At 61.3% G+C, this 14524-nt stretch carries 16 protein-coding genes; 8 read left to right on the top strand and 8 right to left on the bottom strand.

Annotation, left to right across the window (positions count from 1 at the left end; genetic code table 11):
- The first annotated feature begins 3 nt into the window (after positions 1-3).
- Both EJ576_RS24110 and EJ576_RS24105 read left to right on the top strand, forming a co-directional pair.
- Complete coding sequence (locus EJ576_RS24110) at positions 4-1422, top strand: aminotransferase (protein ID WP_126571303.1); 1419 nt, start codon at positions 4-6, stop codon at positions 1420-1422.
- A gap of 64 nt (positions 1423-1486) precedes the next feature.
- A complete protein-coding gene (locus EJ576_RS24105) occupies positions 1487-2329 on the top strand; it encodes a helix-turn-helix transcriptional regulator (protein ID WP_126571302.1) in 843 nt (280 codons plus the stop codon).
- A 3-nt stretch (positions 2330-2332) separates the two neighbouring features.
- On the opposite strand, the gene EJ576_RS24100 is transcribed toward EJ576_RS24105, so the two are convergent.
- The gene (locus tag EJ576_RS24100; protein WP_122728299.1) at positions 2333-3532 is read right to left on the bottom strand and encodes a YgcG family protein; all 1200 of its coding nucleotides are present in this window, start codon (positions 3530-3532) and stop codon (positions 2333-2335) included.
- A gap of 128 nt (positions 3533-3660) precedes the next feature.
- Here EJ576_RS24100 and EJ576_RS24095 point away from each other — a divergent pair, with 128 nt between their 5' ends.
- Together EJ576_RS24095 and EJ576_RS24090 are read left to right on the top strand one after the other, a co-directional pair.
- Entirely contained in the window at positions 3661-4476 is an 816-nt protein-coding gene (locus EJ576_RS24095) for an alpha/beta fold hydrolase (RefSeq protein ID WP_126571301.1), read from the top strand.
- On the top strand, positions 4466-5608 hold the full coding sequence (locus tag EJ576_RS24090) for a PAS domain-containing sensor histidine kinase (protein WP_126571300.1): 1143 nt from the start codon (positions 4466-4468) through the stop codon (positions 5606-5608). Before EJ576_RS24095 ends, EJ576_RS24090 begins: the two co-directional genes overlap by 11 nt.
- Here EJ576_RS24090 and dapF read toward each other — a convergent pair.
- Complete coding sequence (dapF, locus tag EJ576_RS24085; protein WP_126571299.1) at positions 5596-6399, bottom strand: diaminopimelate epimerase; 804 nt, start codon at positions 6397-6399, stop codon at positions 5596-5598. The genes EJ576_RS24090 and dapF overlap by 13 nt on opposite strands.
- A 74-nt stretch (positions 6400-6473) precedes the next feature.
- Here dapF and EJ576_RS24080 point away from each other — a divergent pair, with 74 nt between their 5' ends.
- Entirely contained in the window at positions 6474-7049 is a 576-nt protein-coding gene (locus tag EJ576_RS24080) for an AAA family ATPase (RefSeq protein ID WP_126571298.1), read from the top strand.
- Here EJ576_RS24080 and EJ576_RS24075 read toward each other — a convergent pair.
- Complete coding sequence (locus EJ576_RS24075; protein WP_122728309.1) at positions 6964-8559, bottom strand: murein L,D-transpeptidase; 1596 nt, start codon at positions 8557-8559, stop codon at positions 6964-6966. The two genes, EJ576_RS24080 and EJ576_RS24075, sit on opposite strands and share 86 nt — an antisense overlap.
- Before the next feature lie 39 nt (positions 8560-8598).
- Between EJ576_RS24075 and EJ576_RS24070 the strand changes: the two genes are divergently transcribed.
- Positions 8599-9312: a murein L,D-transpeptidase catalytic domain family protein gene (locus EJ576_RS24070; RefSeq protein WP_028616527.1), complete on the top strand. Its 714-nt coding sequence runs from the start codon at positions 8599-8601 to the stop codon at positions 9310-9312.
- Between the two features lie 32 nt (positions 9313-9344).
- Positions 9345-10091 carry a creatininase family protein gene (locus EJ576_RS24065; protein ID WP_028616528.1) on the top strand — a complete coding sequence of 249 codons (747 nt, stop codon included), beginning with the start codon at positions 9345-9347 and terminating at the stop codon, positions 10089-10091.
- A gap of 13 nt (positions 10092-10104) precedes the next feature.
- On the opposite strand, the gene EJ576_RS24060 is transcribed toward EJ576_RS24065, so the two are convergent.
- Together EJ576_RS24060 and EJ576_RS24055 are read right to left on the bottom strand one after the other, a co-directional pair.
- Entirely contained in the window at positions 10105-10446 is a 342-nt protein-coding gene (locus EJ576_RS24060; protein ID WP_122728382.1) for a hypothetical protein, read from the bottom strand.
- Between the two features lie 35 nt (positions 10447-10481).
- Positions 10482-11126, bottom strand: a complete 645-nt coding sequence (locus tag EJ576_RS24055; RefSeq protein WP_028616529.1) for a hypothetical protein — start codon at positions 11124-11126, stop codon at positions 10482-10484.
- Positions 11127-11257: 131 nt separating this feature from the next.
- Between EJ576_RS24055 and EJ576_RS24050 the strand changes: the two genes are divergently transcribed.
- Positions 11258-11521 carry a hypothetical protein gene (locus EJ576_RS24050; RefSeq protein WP_123476845.1) on the top strand — a complete coding sequence of 88 codons (264 nt, stop codon included), beginning with the start codon at positions 11258-11260 and terminating at the stop codon, positions 11519-11521.
- On the opposite strand, the gene EJ576_RS24045 is transcribed toward EJ576_RS24050, so the two are convergent.
- The 3 genes from EJ576_RS24045 to EJ576_RS24035 all read right to left on the bottom strand — a co-directional run bounded on the left by EJ576_RS24045 (position 11498) and on the right by EJ576_RS24035 (position 14471).
- Positions 11498-12331 carry an amidohydrolase gene (locus EJ576_RS24045; RefSeq protein WP_126571297.1) on the bottom strand — a complete coding sequence of 278 codons (834 nt, stop codon included), beginning with the start codon at positions 12329-12331 and terminating at the stop codon, positions 11498-11500. The two genes, EJ576_RS24050 and EJ576_RS24045, sit on opposite strands and share 24 nt — an antisense overlap.
- Positions 12332-12360: 29 nt before the next feature.
- Positions 12361-13641, bottom strand: a complete 1281-nt coding sequence (locus tag EJ576_RS24040) for an MFS transporter (RefSeq protein WP_122728317.1) — start codon at positions 13639-13641, stop codon at positions 12361-12363.
- Positions 13642-13739: 98 nt separating this feature from the next.
- A complete protein-coding gene (locus EJ576_RS24035) occupies positions 13740-14471 on the bottom strand; it encodes a GntR family transcriptional regulator (RefSeq protein ID WP_126571296.1) in 732 nt (243 codons plus the stop codon).
- Positions 14472-14524 lie beyond the last annotated feature (53 nt).

Genomic DNA, 14524 nt, shown 5'->3' with positions numbered 1-14524 from the left:
GCCATGACTCTGCCCAATCCTGAATTCTTCACCCAGTTCAACCACAAGCAACTGGACGCTGCCGACAAAGCCCACTACATGCACGGTTTTCATATGTTCGACGAACACCGTGAACAGGGCTCATTGAATATCGCCGCAGGAGATGGCGCTTATATCTATGACACCCACGGCAATCGCTACCTGGACGCGGTGGGCGGCATGTGGTGTACGAATATTGGCCTCGGCCGCGAGGAAATGGCCGACGCCATCGCCAACCAGGTGCGCCAACTGGCCTACTCCAACCCGTTTTGCGACATGGCCAACGTGACAGCCATCAAACTGTGCGCCAAGTTGGCAAACCTGGCCCCAGGCGATCTTAATCATGTGTTCCTGACGACTGGAGGGTCCACAGCGGTGGATACGGCGTATCGACTGGTGCAGTTCTACCAGAACAGCCGTGGCAAACCGGCCAAGAAACACATCGTCTCGCGCTTCAGTGCCTATCACGGCTCGACGTTCCTGACGATGTCCATCGGCAACAAGGCCGCGGACCGGGCGCCGGAATTCGATTTCATGAGCGACCTGTTTCACCACATCTCCTGCCCCAATTACTACCGGGCTCCGGAAGGGATGAGCGAAGCGGACTTTCTCGACTTCCTGGTGAATGAGTTCGAAGACAAGATCCTGACCCTCGGCCCGGACAACGTGGCCGCGTTCTTTGCCGAACCAATCATGGGCTCCGGTGGCGTGATCATTCCACCCGAGGGCTACCACCAGCGGATGTGGCAAATCTGCCAACGCTACGACCTGCTGTATGTCGCCGATGAAGTGGTCACCTCATTCGGACGCCTGGGCGCATTTTTTGCTTCCAAGGACGTCTTTGGCATGCAGCCGGACATCATCACTACCGCCAAGGGCCTGACTTCCGGCTATCTGCCGTTGGGCGCGTGCATTTTTTCGGAGCAGATCTGGCAGGTGATCGGCGAGCCGGGCAAGGGCCGCTGCTTCACCCATGGGTTCACTTACAGTGGCCATCCTGTCAGTTGCGTGGCAGCACTGAAGAACATCGAGATCATTGAGCGGGAGAACCTGCTGGCCCATGTCGAGGATGTGGGCACCTACCTGGAGCAGCGCCTGCAAACCCTGGCCGGACTGCCGCTGGTAGGCGATATTCGCTGTCAGCGCCTGATGGCCTGTATTGAGTTTGTCGCCGATAAACACACCAAGGCACTGTTGCCGGATGCGGTGAACATTGGCGAACGCATCCACCTACGGGCCCAGGCAAAAGGTTTGCTGGTACGCCCTATCGGGCATTTGAACGTGATGTCGCCGCCGCTGATCATCACCCACGCGCAAGTGGATGAGGTGGTCGAAACCCTGCGCCAGTGCATTCTCGACACTGCGACCGAACTTCGCCAGAGCGGCGACTACCAGGGACGATGAGCCGCAACGCCGAGCCTGTTTCGAGGTTTTGCTGGGACGCTGGCCGGCGGGTAGACTGGCCAGCATGAACGCACCGATCGATCAGCCCCCTGCCCTCGGCCCCCAGGCACTCGAAACCTGGCACGACGCCTTGGCCCAGGCGTTTATCCAGGTCGATGAAGCCCGATTCCTCGATTACCTCGCCGCCGCGCTGTGTGCCCTGTGCCCCATCGAATCGATGATGATCAGCCTGGAGGGCCAGGGCCAGGCGCCACGCCTGCTCTATCAGCAAGGCATCCCACGGGAGCATCAGGACGAAATCATCCATCGCTACTTTTCCCGTGGTTACCAGTTGGACCCCTTCTGTCTGGCAGTCGATAAAGGCTTGGCGGAAGGCTTCTACTCGTTGGCGCAAATCGCGCCGGATGACTTTTTCAACAGTGAGTACTACAAGACCTATTACCTGCGCAGCGGCGGTGCCCTGGAGAGTTACCACATCGTTGACCTGTGCCCACGCAGCAAGATTTCCCTGTGCATGTTCCAGGGAATCAGCGCCGGCCAATTCAGCGATGCGCAACTGGCCGTGCAGCGCTCAGCCCACCCGGTGATCCGCGCGCTGTTGCACCGGTTTGGCACGACGGGTGGGTTGGACAAGGTGGTGGGCGACCCAGCCTTCAGTCAAACCCGCGTACATCAACAGATTGAAGCAGCCTTCATGGGCTTTGGCAGTGGGCTGCTGACGGTGCGTGAGCGCGAAATTGCGCACTTGATCCTGCGCGGGCACTCGGTGAAGTCGGCAGCGCAAGTGCTGGGGATTTCGCCGGAGACGGTGCGCATGCATCGCAAGCATGTGTACACCAAGTTGGTCATCAACTCCCAGGCGGAGCTGTTTGCATTATTTATTGATTGGATGACGCGGCAGCAGTAGGGTTTACCAACTGCCGGACGCCCCACCGCCGCCACTGGAGCCACCACCCCCTGAGGAACTACTGCTGGAACTGGAGCTGCTGGAACTCGAACTCGATCCACCGCCCGAAGACCCCGACCCGCCGCTGGTCTTGCCAAAGATGAACAGCGCGGCAAACGAGGCAATCGGGAACGCGTACAGCCAGCCACTACGGCCGAGCTCCATCAGCACGCCCGCTGCCACATACACCCCCACCGCTGCCAGCAGCCGCGCAACAAAACCCACGCGGCTCTGCTTCCAGGCGTCCTTCATGATCACCAACAGCACCAGGTACAACCCCAGAACTACCAGCGCACCCAATGGAAATACCAGCCAGTGGATAAAGTTGACGTCGGCATATCGCTGATCAACCACCAGCAAGCCCAGGATGTAGACCAGCAGCCCTATCACGCCGTAAAACACCGAGCGCGCCATCCACAATGCGCCGAAGGTCGCGCCGCCGATCAGCATGATCAGGGGCATCACCAGCAGAAACATCGCCCAGTCGCGGCCCTCACCCACTATCACTAGCAGCAACGTGGCAACCACCGCGGCAATCAATGCGCGGCGCCACCGCAGTTTGCCAGCACTCATCAGCACGCCGCCAATGGCTCCTAGCACAAACGCCAGCGCGATTGCGATGAACTGCGGATTGACCCTTGTCCCTGTGGCTTTAGGCAAATCACCGCCATCCACCAGTACCACCAGGTCGTTGACGCCCTGGGAGACACCGCCGACGAAATCCCCCTGGCGAAAGGCCGGGGTGATGTGTTCTTCGATGATGCGGTGTGCGAGCAAATCTGTGACCGTGCCTTCCAGGCCATAGCCCACCTCGATACGCACCTTGCGGTCTTCTTTGGCGACCACCAGCAGGATGCCGTCATTGACATCCTTGCGTCCCAGCTTCCAGGCGCGGAACAGTTGGTTGGCGTAGTCCTCGATGCTCGCGCCGCCGGTGGTGGGCACCAGCAACACGGCCACTTGCGAGCCCTTACGTTGCTCAAGATCGGCGAGTTGGTTTTTCAGACGGGTGGTGGTGCTGGCATCCAGAGTGTTGGTGAGGTCGATCACCCGTTGGTCGAGGGCGACGCCAAGCGGCGAAGTGTCCGCCAGGGCGGTGCCCAGCTGGGCTAAAAACACCAGCGCCACCAGACTCAAGACGGACTGCCGCAGAATCGCCATCATGTTTTGTTACCTGAAGTTTCTTCCTGAAGGCGGCGACTTTACCTTATCTGCGCTATATCGCGTGACCCCGCACCGATGACTATCTAAACTCCCTTCAAACATAGCAAAACGCCACAATCGGGAAGCCCATGGATCTGCGCCAACGCAACAATATCAGTGTGATGGGCAACGGCAGCTCGACCCTGGTGTTTTCACACGGCTTCGGCTGCAACCAGGCCATGTGGAACTACCTGGCACCGCAGTTTTTCGAGCACTTCCGCGTGGTGATGTATGACTTGGTGGGCGCCGGCCTGTCGGACCTTAGTGCGTTCGACAAGGCCAAATACAGCACCTTGGACGGTTACGCGCGCGATTTGAACGAGATTATCGACGCGTTCACCGTGGGCCCGGTGATCCTCGTGAGCCATTCGGTGAGCGCCATGATCGGCACCCTCGCCGACCGCCATGCCCCCGGCCGAATCGCCGCCCACGTCATGATCGGCCCCTCGCCGCGCTATATCGACGCAGACGGTTACGTCGGCGGCTTCAAGTTGGCGGATATCCAGGACCTGCTCGACACCCTCGACAGCAACTACCTCGGTTGGTCCAGCGCCATGGCCCCGGTGATCATGGGCGCGCCGGGGCAACCGGCGTTGAGCGAGGAATTGACCGACAGTTTCTGCCGCACCGAACCTGAGATCGCCAAACAATTTGCAAGGGTGACGTTCATGTCGGACAACCGCCAGGACGTGATCGGCCTGGCCACTCCGGTACTGATCCTGCAATCGAGCGACGACCTGATCGCACCCGTGGCCGTGGGCGAATACCTGCAGAGCGTGTTGCCCAACAGTACCTATTGCCTGGTGGACAACGTCGGTCATTGCCCGCACATGAGCGCGCCGCAGGCCTGCGCAGCTGCTATGGAACGCTTCCTGGCGCCTTGGGCGGTCTCCCATGTCGGCTGAGTTGTTCGACAGCGCCGCCTGCGCCCTCGCCGTCACGGCGGAGGACGGCACGATCCTGCAAGCCAATTCGCGCTTCAGCGAGTGGCTGGGGTTCAGTACGACGGAGCTGTGTGGCAAGCGTTTCCAGGATTTGCTGACCATGGGCGGACGGATCTTCCACCAGACCCACCTGGCGCCGATGCTGCGCATGCGTGGCAGCGTCACCGAAGTCAAACTCGACATGCTGCACCGCGAAGGCCACAAGCTGACCGTCCTGCTCAACGGCATCAAACGCGAGCAGGACGACGGAACGCTGTACGACCTGGCGCTGTTCGGCACCACCGACCGCGACAAGTACGAGCGCGAGTTGCTCAATGCACGCAACTTCGCCGAAGCGCTGTTGCAGGAAAAGACCACCACCGAACTTGCGCTCAAACTGGCCCAGGCCGAATTGAGCGAGGCCTATGCCATTTCCCAGCGCCGAGCGCTGTTTGCCGAGCAGATGGTGGCGATTGTCAGCCATGACTTGAAGAACCCGCTTACGGCAATCCGCATGGCCTCGGATTTTCTCAACCGAGGCAAACGCACCGCCAAGGAGCACCAACTGCTGGGGCACATTGGCCAGTCGTCCGAGCGTGCCCAGCGCATGATCGCCGACCTGCTGGACTTCACCCAGGCGCGCGTCGGCCAGGGCATCACCATCAAGGCTGCGCCGTTGGACCTGCATGAGGTGATTCATCGCGCCGTGGATGAACTGCGCGTGGCGTTTCCCGCGGCAAACTTGGAGCATCTCGCCGAGGGCAGTGGCGAAGCTTGCCTGGACGCCGACCGCGTGCAGCAGATCATTGGCAACCTGGTGGCAAACAGCGTGGCATATGGGGACCTGCAACGGCCGATCACCGTCACGTCACGGTTGGGACAGGGTAGGTGCGAGGTTTCAGTACACAACCACGGCAAGGTCATCCCCGAAGCCTTGCTCACCGAGCTGTTCGAACCTATGACCCGTGGCACCGACCAAGGCAGTGACGTGCGCAGCGTAGGCCTCGGCCTGTATATCGTTCGCGAGTTGGCCAGAGTGCATGGCGGCGATGTGGCGGTGAGTTCCTGTGTCACGGGCGGCACCACGTTTACCGTCAACTTTCAGGCAACGTAGGCGCTGCCCCGTATCACCGGCTCAACGCTGCCCGTCAGCACTACGCCGCCCTCGCCTGCCCAATGCACGGTTACCGTGCCGCCGTCGCATTGCACTTCAACGGTATCGTCCAGCAGTCCGCGACGAATCCCATTGACCACCGCGCCACAGCAGCACGAACCGGAGCCCAACGGCACGCCGCCGCCGCGCTCCCAGATGCGCAGGCGGATATGGCCACGGTCGAGCACCTGCACAAAATGCACATTGGTCTTGGCCGGGAACAACGGGTGGATTTCCAGCGCCGGGCCCACGGCTGCCATATCGACAGCCGCGATGTCTTCCACGAAAAACGTGCAATGCGGGTTGCCCATGCTGCACGCCGCCGGGTTGCCGTCGATGGGCAGCGTGCGGGTATCCATGGCCTCGGCCAGCGGCACGGCCGACCAGTCCAGCGACGGCTCACCCATGTTCACCGACACTTGCCGCCCCGCTGCCCGCGTACACATCAGCAAGCCACGGTCGGTACGCAGCACCACAGAGTCCGTACCCGCCTCATGCATCAAGCGGTCCGCCACGCCACGGGTAGCACTGCCGCAAGTGGCCAGCGGCGTGCCGTTGGAGTTCCAGAACTTGATGCGTGCGGCGGCGTCGTCACAATCGAGTACCACGGCCAGTTGGTTGAAACCAATACCGGTGTGGCGGTTGCCGAGTTGGCGGGCGATTTTCGCGGTGATCGGATCGTCCAGGCCTCGGCGGTCGATGATGATGAAATCGTCGCCATGAGCGTGCATTTTTACAAACGGCAAGGGCATGGGCTGTCCTGTGGTCGACCTGCAGGGGAACTGAAGGATACCCTGAACCCACGCAACCTTATCGAGAGCATCGCATGTTAATTGTCTTCAACGGGCTGCCCGGTACCGGCAAAACCACCCTTGCCCAGGCACTGGCACGCCAGATCGGCGCGGTGTACCTGCGCATCGACGTGATTGAGCAGGCAATCCGTGATGCGGGTGTGTTGGCGGGCGACGTGGGCGCCAGCGGTTATGGGGTGGCGAATGCCTTGGCGCTGAGCAACCTGCGATTGGGGCAGACGGTGGTGGCTGACTGTGTGAACCCGGTCCAGGAAAGCCGGGAGGCGTGGAAGACCTCGGCGGCAACGGCGGGTGTGGCGTTGCTGGATGTTCGGGTGATCTGCTCTGACCGACAGGAGCATCAACGCCGGGTGGAAACCCGAACGGGAGATATTCCCGGCCTGGTTGCACCCACTTGGGAGTCGGTGCTGGCGCATGAGTACGAGGCTTGGGCTGAAGTGCCGCTCACGCTCGACACCGCGCTTATGACGCCGGATCAGGCTGTGACAATGGTGCTGGCAACCCTCAAAGCACAGTCCCCATCGCCTTCATCAACACCAGGTCCCGTCCATAGATATCAGGCGCATACACCAACCCCCCCTCGCGATTGACCTCCACTGTCCAATAACTCAACAGCACCGGCACCGGCGTGGCCAACCTGAATTCATGAGTCACGCCGGTAGCCAGCAATTCATCGGTGCGGGTGCGCTCGGCTGGGCTCACCAGCAAATCCCGCAGCAGTAATGGCTGCTCGACCCGCACACACCCCGAACTGAACGCCCGCGGCCCTTTGGTGAACAGCGGCTGGCTCGGCGTGTCATGCAGGTACACCGAATACGGGTTGGGAAAACGCATCACGATCTTGCCCAGCGGGTTGCGCGGGCCGGCTTCCTGGCGCAGCAGGATATTGCCGGGGCGAGCCCAGTCGATTTGCTCGGGCGCCAGCGGGTGTCCCTCGGCGTCAAGCACTTGCAGGTTTTGCTGGCGCAGGTATTCGGGGTTGAGGCGGATGGCCGGGAGTTTGTCCTCGCGCATGATGGTGGGCGGGATGGTCCAGGTGGGGTTGAGGGTCAAGCGGGTGATGCGCGACTTGAGCAACGGCGTCTGGCGTTCGGCACGGCCCACTTGCAAACGGGTTTGCCACACCGGAATCCCGCTCTGGTATACGCTCAGTTGCGCGGCGGCGACGTTGACCAGCACGCCTTCAGGCTCCAGGTCCTGGGCCAGCCAGCGGAAGCGTTCGAGGTTGATGCGCAGTTGTTCGCGCCGGACCAGCGGGCTGATGTTCAATTCGGCCACCGTGCCGGCGCCGATCACGCCGTCGGCCTGCAGCGAGTGGCTGAGCTGGAAGGCCTTGACCGCCTTGACCAGTTCATCGCGGTACTGCTTGCCGCTAGGTGCCTGGGTCAGGTAGCCACCACTGACCAGGCGTCGCGCCAGCTCCGGCACGCGTGGGTCTTCCATGCCGGGGCGCAACAGCGGACCACCGGCAACCGGGTCCCAATGCGGCAACGGTTGCAGACGCACGGTGGAATAGGCGTTGCGCAAGCTGCGATACAAATCGGCACTGGGCCGCGCCTGGTCGAATGCCTGGGCCATGTCTTGCAGGCCTGTGGCGGCAAACGCCAGCACTTCAACGTTAGGGTCGCGGGTGGGTGGCTGGGAATGCCACAGGGGTTCGAAGCGCGATTGTTGCAGGCGGCCGTAATGCAGGTCCTGCAAGGCTTGCAGATAATGCTGGCTGCTGGCGATATCGCTGCACAGCACGTTTGCCGTGGCATCCGGCGCAGGCAAGCTATAGTGGGTGGGGTCCAGGCCGTCATCGGCGAGCATCAGCAACTGAGATTGCAGGGCTTGTCGACGTTCATCGGCGGACCACAGCGGCACATTGCCTTGCTGCTGATAGAAGGCTTGCAGGCGCAGTTGGGCAGCGGCGTCGACCTGCGGCGCCAGGCCGGGGCAGACACTCGGCAGTTGCGCCAACGCCTGTTGCACGGGGGCCAGGTCCACTGGCGCCGGGGTGGTTACCGGCAACGGCTCGACCGACAGCGCGTCGGCTGTCGCGACCAATGGTGCAACGAGCAGGCAAATGCTCAAGTAACATGCGTGTTTTTTGAACAATTGACCAGGCTCCAATCCACACCGGGGGACACTTCGTAGATGCTGACTTTCATGCGCCGCCTCGGTTTGATGACCGTGGCGTTGGCTGCCTTGAGCAATTTTGCGCTCGCCGCCAACCAGACCTCTCCTAACTTGTATAGCAGCCTGGCGCGCTCGGCTCCAGAACTCAATCCCACCGTACTCAAAAGCGCCCTGAACGCGGTGCAGTGCGCAGTCAATAACGGCGAGGAACGTTCCGAGCGCCTAGCGGTTATTGACTACTCCCAGCCTTCGACCGCCCGTCGGCTGTGGATCTTCGATCTGCGCAAGAAAACCCTAGTGCTACGCGACCTGGTAGCCCATGGCGCCAAATCCGGGGAAAACTTCGCCACCCAATTCTCCAACCTCGAAGGCAGCCACCAGTCCAGCCTGGGACTGTTCCGCACCCAGGAGAGCTACCTGGGCACCCACGGCTATTCACTGCGCATGGACGGCCTGGAGCCGGGTTTCAATGACCAGGCCCGCGACCGCGCCATCGTCATCCATGCCGCCGACTACGTGAGCCCCTTGTGGAGCAAGCGCGAAGGCCGTATCGGCCGCAGCCAGGGTTGCCCGGCCGTGCGCCCGCAGGTGGCGCGCCAAGTGGTGGACAAGCTCAAGGATGGGCAGTTCATGTTTTCGTGGTACCCCGACCAGCGCTGGTTGAAGTCTTCGACCTACCTCAATTGCAAACCCCAACAGGTGGCGAGTAGTCGTACAATCCGTGGCGGATAGCCTGTCCCCATAGATAAAGAAGAGAACCACGCATGCTTCTACACCACTCCACCTGGATCGAGATCGGGCAGTTTCTGGAACGCAGCCGCACGGTGGTGATTCCCATCGGTTCCAACGAACAGCACGGACCCACCGGCCTGCTGGGCACCGACTGGATGTGCCCGGAAATCATCGCCCATGAGGCGCAGAAGAACGCCGACCTGCTGATCGGCCCCACCTTTAACATCGGCATGGCCCAGCATCACCTGGGTTTTCCCGGCACCATTTCCCTGCGCCCTTCCACCTTCATTGCCGCGATTGGCGACTGGGTGCGCTCGCTGGCCGGGCATGGTTTCGAGAAGATCCTGTTTCTGAACGGCCACGGCGGCAATATCGCCACGATTGAAGCGGCGTTTTCCGAGCTGTACGCCGAGGCCAGCTTCGCCCGTCGCCCGGCCGGCTTTGCGTTGAAGCTGGTGAACTGGTGGGACCTGGAAGGCGTGAATGACCTGGCGCAACGCCAATTCCCGGTGGGCCATGGCAGCCATGCCACGCCGTCGGAGATTGCGGTGACCCAATGGGCCTATCCGGACTCGATCAAGACGGCTGATTATTCACCGCAAATCGCCAATACCGGGCCGATCCGTGAAGCGCTGGACTTCCGCGCGCGCTTCCCTGATGGACGCATGGGCTCGGACCCCGCGCTGGCGACGGTAGAGAAAGGTGGGGAGTTGGTGGCGTTGGCGGCGCAGGGTTTAGTCAAGACGGTCAATGCCTTCAGCAACGAAGCCAAGCCCTAGGCCATACGCGAAATTATTGGCATTCCTTGGCAGCAAGCTCAAGCCGCGACGGCGTAATCGTCGACGCCAGCGGCTTGCGCTCATACAGGAACACCTTGCCGCCGTCCTGGGACTTGTAGGCCTCCAGCACATCATCGGCGGCAATCTTGCTGGTCAACACCACTTTGGCGTGGCGCGAGTTCTGCGTCACGGTGGAGGTGATCTTGTGTTTTTCCAGCTTGGGCAGCACGCACTGCACATAGGCTTCAGGCGTTTTGCTGGTCTGCAAGGTCAGGGTTGGAGCATTGGGGGCGGAAACACAACCGGCCAACATCAGAGAAGCAAAGGCCAAGGCCGGGGCGAAAAAAACGCGCATGAAAAATTCCTGATTATAAAAAATAAAGGTCCACATCAACCTGCACGAACCAACGCCTTGAGCGAGGCATCGAACTGCTTCAAGGCATCCAGTTGCACGTCCCGCTGCTGCTCGATCTGCGCAGCAATTTCCGGCGCCGCCTGGTCATGCACCCACACCGACGGCACCTGCTTGTGCACCGAGCCTTCGGCCTTGGCAATGTATTGCAGGTTCGCATCATAGAACCGCGCAATAAAACGCGCCTCGACCTGGTCGTTACGCTGGGTCAGCAGTTGGTTATGGGTATCGAGCATCACCACCACATCAGGGTGAGCCAGCACCAAGGCATCCAGGTTGTCGTAGACCGTCACCGACAAAAAGGTTCCCTGCAGCGAACTCATCAACCAATCGATGGCCAGTTCCGGGTCGGAGCTGTTGACGAACGCCTGGCGGATACGCCCGTCGAGGGCACCCTTGGCGCCATTCAAGGCCATGTCGTGGTAGCGTTCAAGGTAGCTGAGGTTGTCGCGGGTGCTGTCAGTCAGCAATACACCCACCGACTGCGCGTGCTGCAGGGAGTCTACGCTACCGTTGATAGGTAGCAAATGGCTCGTACGCAGATCATCGGCGATTGCCGCGTTGTTGATAGCAACCGTGCCGAGCATCAAAGCCATCAACGCCAGCTGAATAAACGTCCTCATCGCGCATTTCCTTGAACAGCGTCTCGATGGGGTGATTTTCCGCTTTTCCTGCAAAAACAGAACTTGCGATCCTTGATGGTGACTATTATCTGAACCGATAGTGCTGACATAAAACTTATAAGGACCACGCCATGAAGCCCCACCAGAAAACCTTCGACCGCATCCGCGAAGCCGTACTACCGGAGTTTCGCGAGCGGGTCGCCGATTACCTGGTCGACTATGAACACGTGCTGCAGGACGAGGCTGCCGACGCCGAGCAAATCAACGCCAGCGCCCAGCAACTGCGCGGTTACCTGCGGGGCTTGAACACCACGCGGGTATTGGGCATGGCGGACTGGGAAGACCTGGACCGCCGTGTGAAGGAGGATTGGTTACGCGTGGTGGAAGCCGAATAACTGGCGGGGCGTGTCGATCAGCAAGGCCTGTTCTACCGCTGCCGACCAGCCCAGGGCTTGGCGTTGCTCGATCACTGCGGCATAGCCGATGGCCGCTTCATGCTGGGTGTGTGGCCAGTCGCTGCCCCACACCAACCGATGCAGGCCGAAGCTCTGTTGCAGCAACGGCATCGCCTGGCGGGCAAACTCAAGGTTTTGTGCCGGGCTGCCAGCGAGGCGATAGATTCCCGAGACTTTCAGCCACAGATGGCCACCGAGCGCCAGCTCCAGCAACTCGGCAAAGCCACGCTGCTCGACGCCCAGTCCCGCGTCGGGTCGCCCGAAATGATCGATCACCAGTTTCACCCCGAACGGCAGCAGTTGCCCCACCAGGTACGGCAGGTCGTCCAGCTCGCGGTGCAATTCCACGTGCCAGTCCAGCTCGACGATATGCTCAAAGAACACTTTCCATCCCGGCTCATTGAAGTCCGGCAGTGCCCGGCCCACCAGGTTCAGCCGCACGCCTACGACACCTGAGTCGGCCATGGCGTACAGGGCGTCGCGCGCGATATCGCGTTCAACCACTACCACACCGCGCAACCGGTCGGGTGCCTGCTGCAAGGCGGCCAGCAGGTAGCGGTTGTCGGTACCCAGAAAGCTGGGCTGCACCAGCACGCCATGGCTCAGGCCGTTGGCGTGCAAGTGACCGAAGTAATCCGCCAACGTGGCGTCGTAGCCAGGGGTGTAGCGACGTTCGCCGGCCAAAGTCAGCGTGCGGCTGAACACATGGGCGTGGGCGTCGATGCCGGTGATGGAGCAGTTATCAAGCATGGGGTTCGTCTTTCAAGAGTAAAAAAGGATCAAGCCTGGGCGCGCTGGCCGGTTACCACGTTGTCAATGGGCGCAGCTTCCAGCACGCGACCACGGGTTTCCGGCAGGCACAGCGCGGCGATCACCGCGACGCCGTAGGCAATCCCGGCATCGATGCCGATGGCCGAGCCGAGGGACATGGAGTCGCTCATATGCCCCACCAGGAACGGAAACACCGCGGACAAGACGCGCCCGAAGTTGTAGCAAAAGCCCACGCCGGCACCGCGTACATCCGCCGGGTACAGCTCGTTGAACAACGCCCCAAGGCTGGCCGGAATGCCGGCCGCGAAAAAGCCCAGCGGGAAGCCGAGGAACAGCATCTGCGTGTTGGTCAACGGCAGGAACACATAGGCCTGCACGGTGATCACGCAGCACAGCGCGAACAGCACGATGTTCTTGCGCCGTCCGATGCGATCAATCAGCAAACCACTGGCGATGCAGCCGCACCAGAAGGCGAAGATGATCACCGCCAGGTAGCCGCCGGAGTTGAGTACCGACAGGTTGCGCTCGGTCTTGAGGAAGGTCGGCAGCCAGGTCATCACCGCGTGGTAACCGCCATGGGCGCCCAGGCCCAGCAGACCGCCGAACAACGTGACGCGAATCAGCTCAGGACGGAAGATGCCCGCCAGCGACTTGAAGAAACTCTGTGGAATCGCCTGTTCTTTTTGCAGGCGCTGGAAGCTGTCGGGCTCCTCGACATTGCGGCGCACCCAGATAATCAGGAACGACGGCAACAGACCCACCACAAACATCACACGCCAGGCCATGTCCTGCGGCACAAACGAATAGATCAGCGCAAACACCCCGACCGCTACACCCCAACCCACAGCCCAGGCGCTCTGCACGGTACCCATCACCTTGCCGCGGTACTTGGGATTGATGGTCTCGGCCATCAACACCGCGCCCGCTGCCCATTCACCGCCGATGCCGAAGCCTTGCAGCGCCTTGACGATCAGCAACTGGTGGAAGCCCGTGACAAACGCCGACAAGAAAGTGAAAAACGAGAACCACAGGATCATCCACTGCAAGGTGCGCACCCGGCCGTAGCGGTCAGACAAGGTGCCGCCGACCCAACCGCCGATGGCCGAAGTCACCAGCGTGACGCCGCTGATCAACCCCGCATCGCCTTTGCTCAAGGCGAACGCGGCGATGAGTGCCGGGATCGCCAGACCGAACATCTGTACTTCCAATGCGTCGAGGGACCATCCACCGAAGCAGGCCCAGAACGTTTTGCGCTCCCGGGGAGTGACTTGGCGATACCAACTGAACATGATTTTTATCCTTATAGGTCAAACGCGAGGCAGCCGGGCGCGAACCGTGCCGCAGCCGGGCCAGTGTTGGGCAAACAGTTAACGGTGCGGGTGTCGGGTCAGCGAATGTCCACGCGGTAGCGGAAGTGCTCGGCGTGCCCGCGGGAGCGTCGCCACTCCAGGGGCTGGCCGGCGTAATCACGAGCCAGGCGCTCGATCACCACCACCGGGCTGTTGACCGGCACCTGCAGCAATCGCGCGTACACCTCGTTGACCGATTCGGCGGTCAGGGTTTCCTCGGCCGAGGCCACCACTTGCCCGCAGACGTCTTCATACACCGGATAAAGCAACGGGCCTTGCTGGGACAGGTCGATATCCAGCAACGCCTGGAAGCGCGCGCGCGGTAGCCAGATCTCTTCGGCCAGCAGCGGCTGCACATCAAACAAACGGGTACGCAGGATGCGGATCACCTGGGCCTCGGGCGCCAGGCCCAACGCCTCACTGACAGCCGACGGCGCGGCCAGGGATTCAACCGTGAGGATGCGGCTTTCCGGCACCTGACGCTCGCCCGCAGGGCCTTGAAAACGGAAAAATCGAAACAGGGAGGACTGGAATTGCGGGCGACGCACAAAGGTGCCCCGCCCCTGCTGGCGCTCAAGAATACCTTCGTTCACCAACGCATCCACGGCCTTGCGCACGGTGCCGGTGGACAGCTCGTACTCGGCGGACAACACCGCTTCGGTGGGAATTGCTTCACCGGGGCGCCAGCGATTGTTGGCGATCTGCTCGACCAGGTGGTCGCGCAGGCGTTGGTATAGCGGCAGACGGGCATCGCTGGACAAGGTATTCATGGGGTCACATTCACTTTGTTATTTAGTCATATATATGAATATGGCGAGAGTAT

It is taken from the genome of Pseudomonas sp. C 49-2 (assembly GCF_003970195.1).
Taxonomy (GTDB): Bacteria; Pseudomonadota; Gammaproteobacteria; order Pseudomonadales; family Pseudomonadaceae; genus Aquipseudomonas; species Aquipseudomonas canadensis.
The sequence above is the reverse complement of the archived record's forward strand: the minus strand, read 5'-3'. Positions and strand labels throughout refer to the sequence as shown.

Bases quoted from the DNA above. Each gene is read 5' to 3' on its own strand.
- EJ576_RS24090 (WP_126571300.1), top strand. From the start codon at position 4,466: ATGTCGGCTGAGTTGTTCGACAGCGCCGCCTGCGCCCTCGCCGTCACG.
- EJ576_RS24110 (WP_126571303.1), top strand. From the start codon at position 4: ATGACTCTGCCCAATCCTGAATTCTTCACCCAGTTCAACCACAAGCAA.
- EJ576_RS24060 (WP_122728382.1), bottom strand. From the start codon at position 10,446: ATGCGCGTTTTTTTCGCCCCGGCCTTGGCCTTTGCTTCTCTGATGTTG.
- EJ576_RS24035 (WP_126571296.1), bottom strand. From the start codon at position 14,471: ATGAATACCTTGTCCAGCGATGCCCGTCTGCCGCTATACCAACGCCTG.
- EJ576_RS24070 (WP_028616527.1), top strand. From the start codon at position 8,599: ATGCTGACTTTCATGCGCCGCCTCGGTTTGATGACCGTGGCGTTGGCT.
- EJ576_RS24055 (WP_028616529.1), bottom strand. From the start codon at position 11,126: ATGAGGACGTTTATTCAGCTGGCGTTGATGGCTTTGATGCTCGGCACG.
- dapF (WP_126571299.1), bottom strand. From the start codon at position 6,399: ATGCCCTTGCCGTTTGTAAAAATGCACGCTCATGGCGACGATTTCATC.
- EJ576_RS24045 (WP_126571297.1), bottom strand. From the start codon at position 12,331: ATGCTTGATAACTGCTCCATCACCGGCATCGACGCCCACGCCCATGTG.
- EJ576_RS24105 (WP_126571302.1), top strand. From the start codon at position 1,487: ATGAACGCACCGATCGATCAGCCCCCTGCCCTCGGCCCCCAGGCACTC.
- EJ576_RS24065 (WP_028616528.1), top strand. From the start codon at position 9,345: ATGCTTCTACACCACTCCACCTGGATCGAGATCGGGCAGTTTCTGGAA.
- EJ576_RS24100 (WP_122728299.1), bottom strand. From the start codon at position 3,532: ATGATGGCGATTCTGCGGCAGTCCGTCTTGAGTCTGGTGGCGCTGGTG.
- EJ576_RS24080 (WP_126571298.1), top strand. From the start codon at position 6,474: ATGTTAATTGTCTTCAACGGGCTGCCCGGTACCGGCAAAACCACCCTT.
- EJ576_RS24040 (WP_122728317.1), bottom strand. From the start codon at position 13,641: ATGTTCAGTTGGTATCGCCAAGTCACTCCCCGGGAGCGCAAAACGTTC.
- EJ576_RS24095 (WP_126571301.1), top strand. From the start codon at position 3,661: ATGGATCTGCGCCAACGCAACAATATCAGTGTGATGGGCAACGGCAGC.
- EJ576_RS24050 (WP_123476845.1), top strand. From the start codon at position 11,258: ATGAAGCCCCACCAGAAAACCTTCGACCGCATCCGCGAAGCCGTACTA.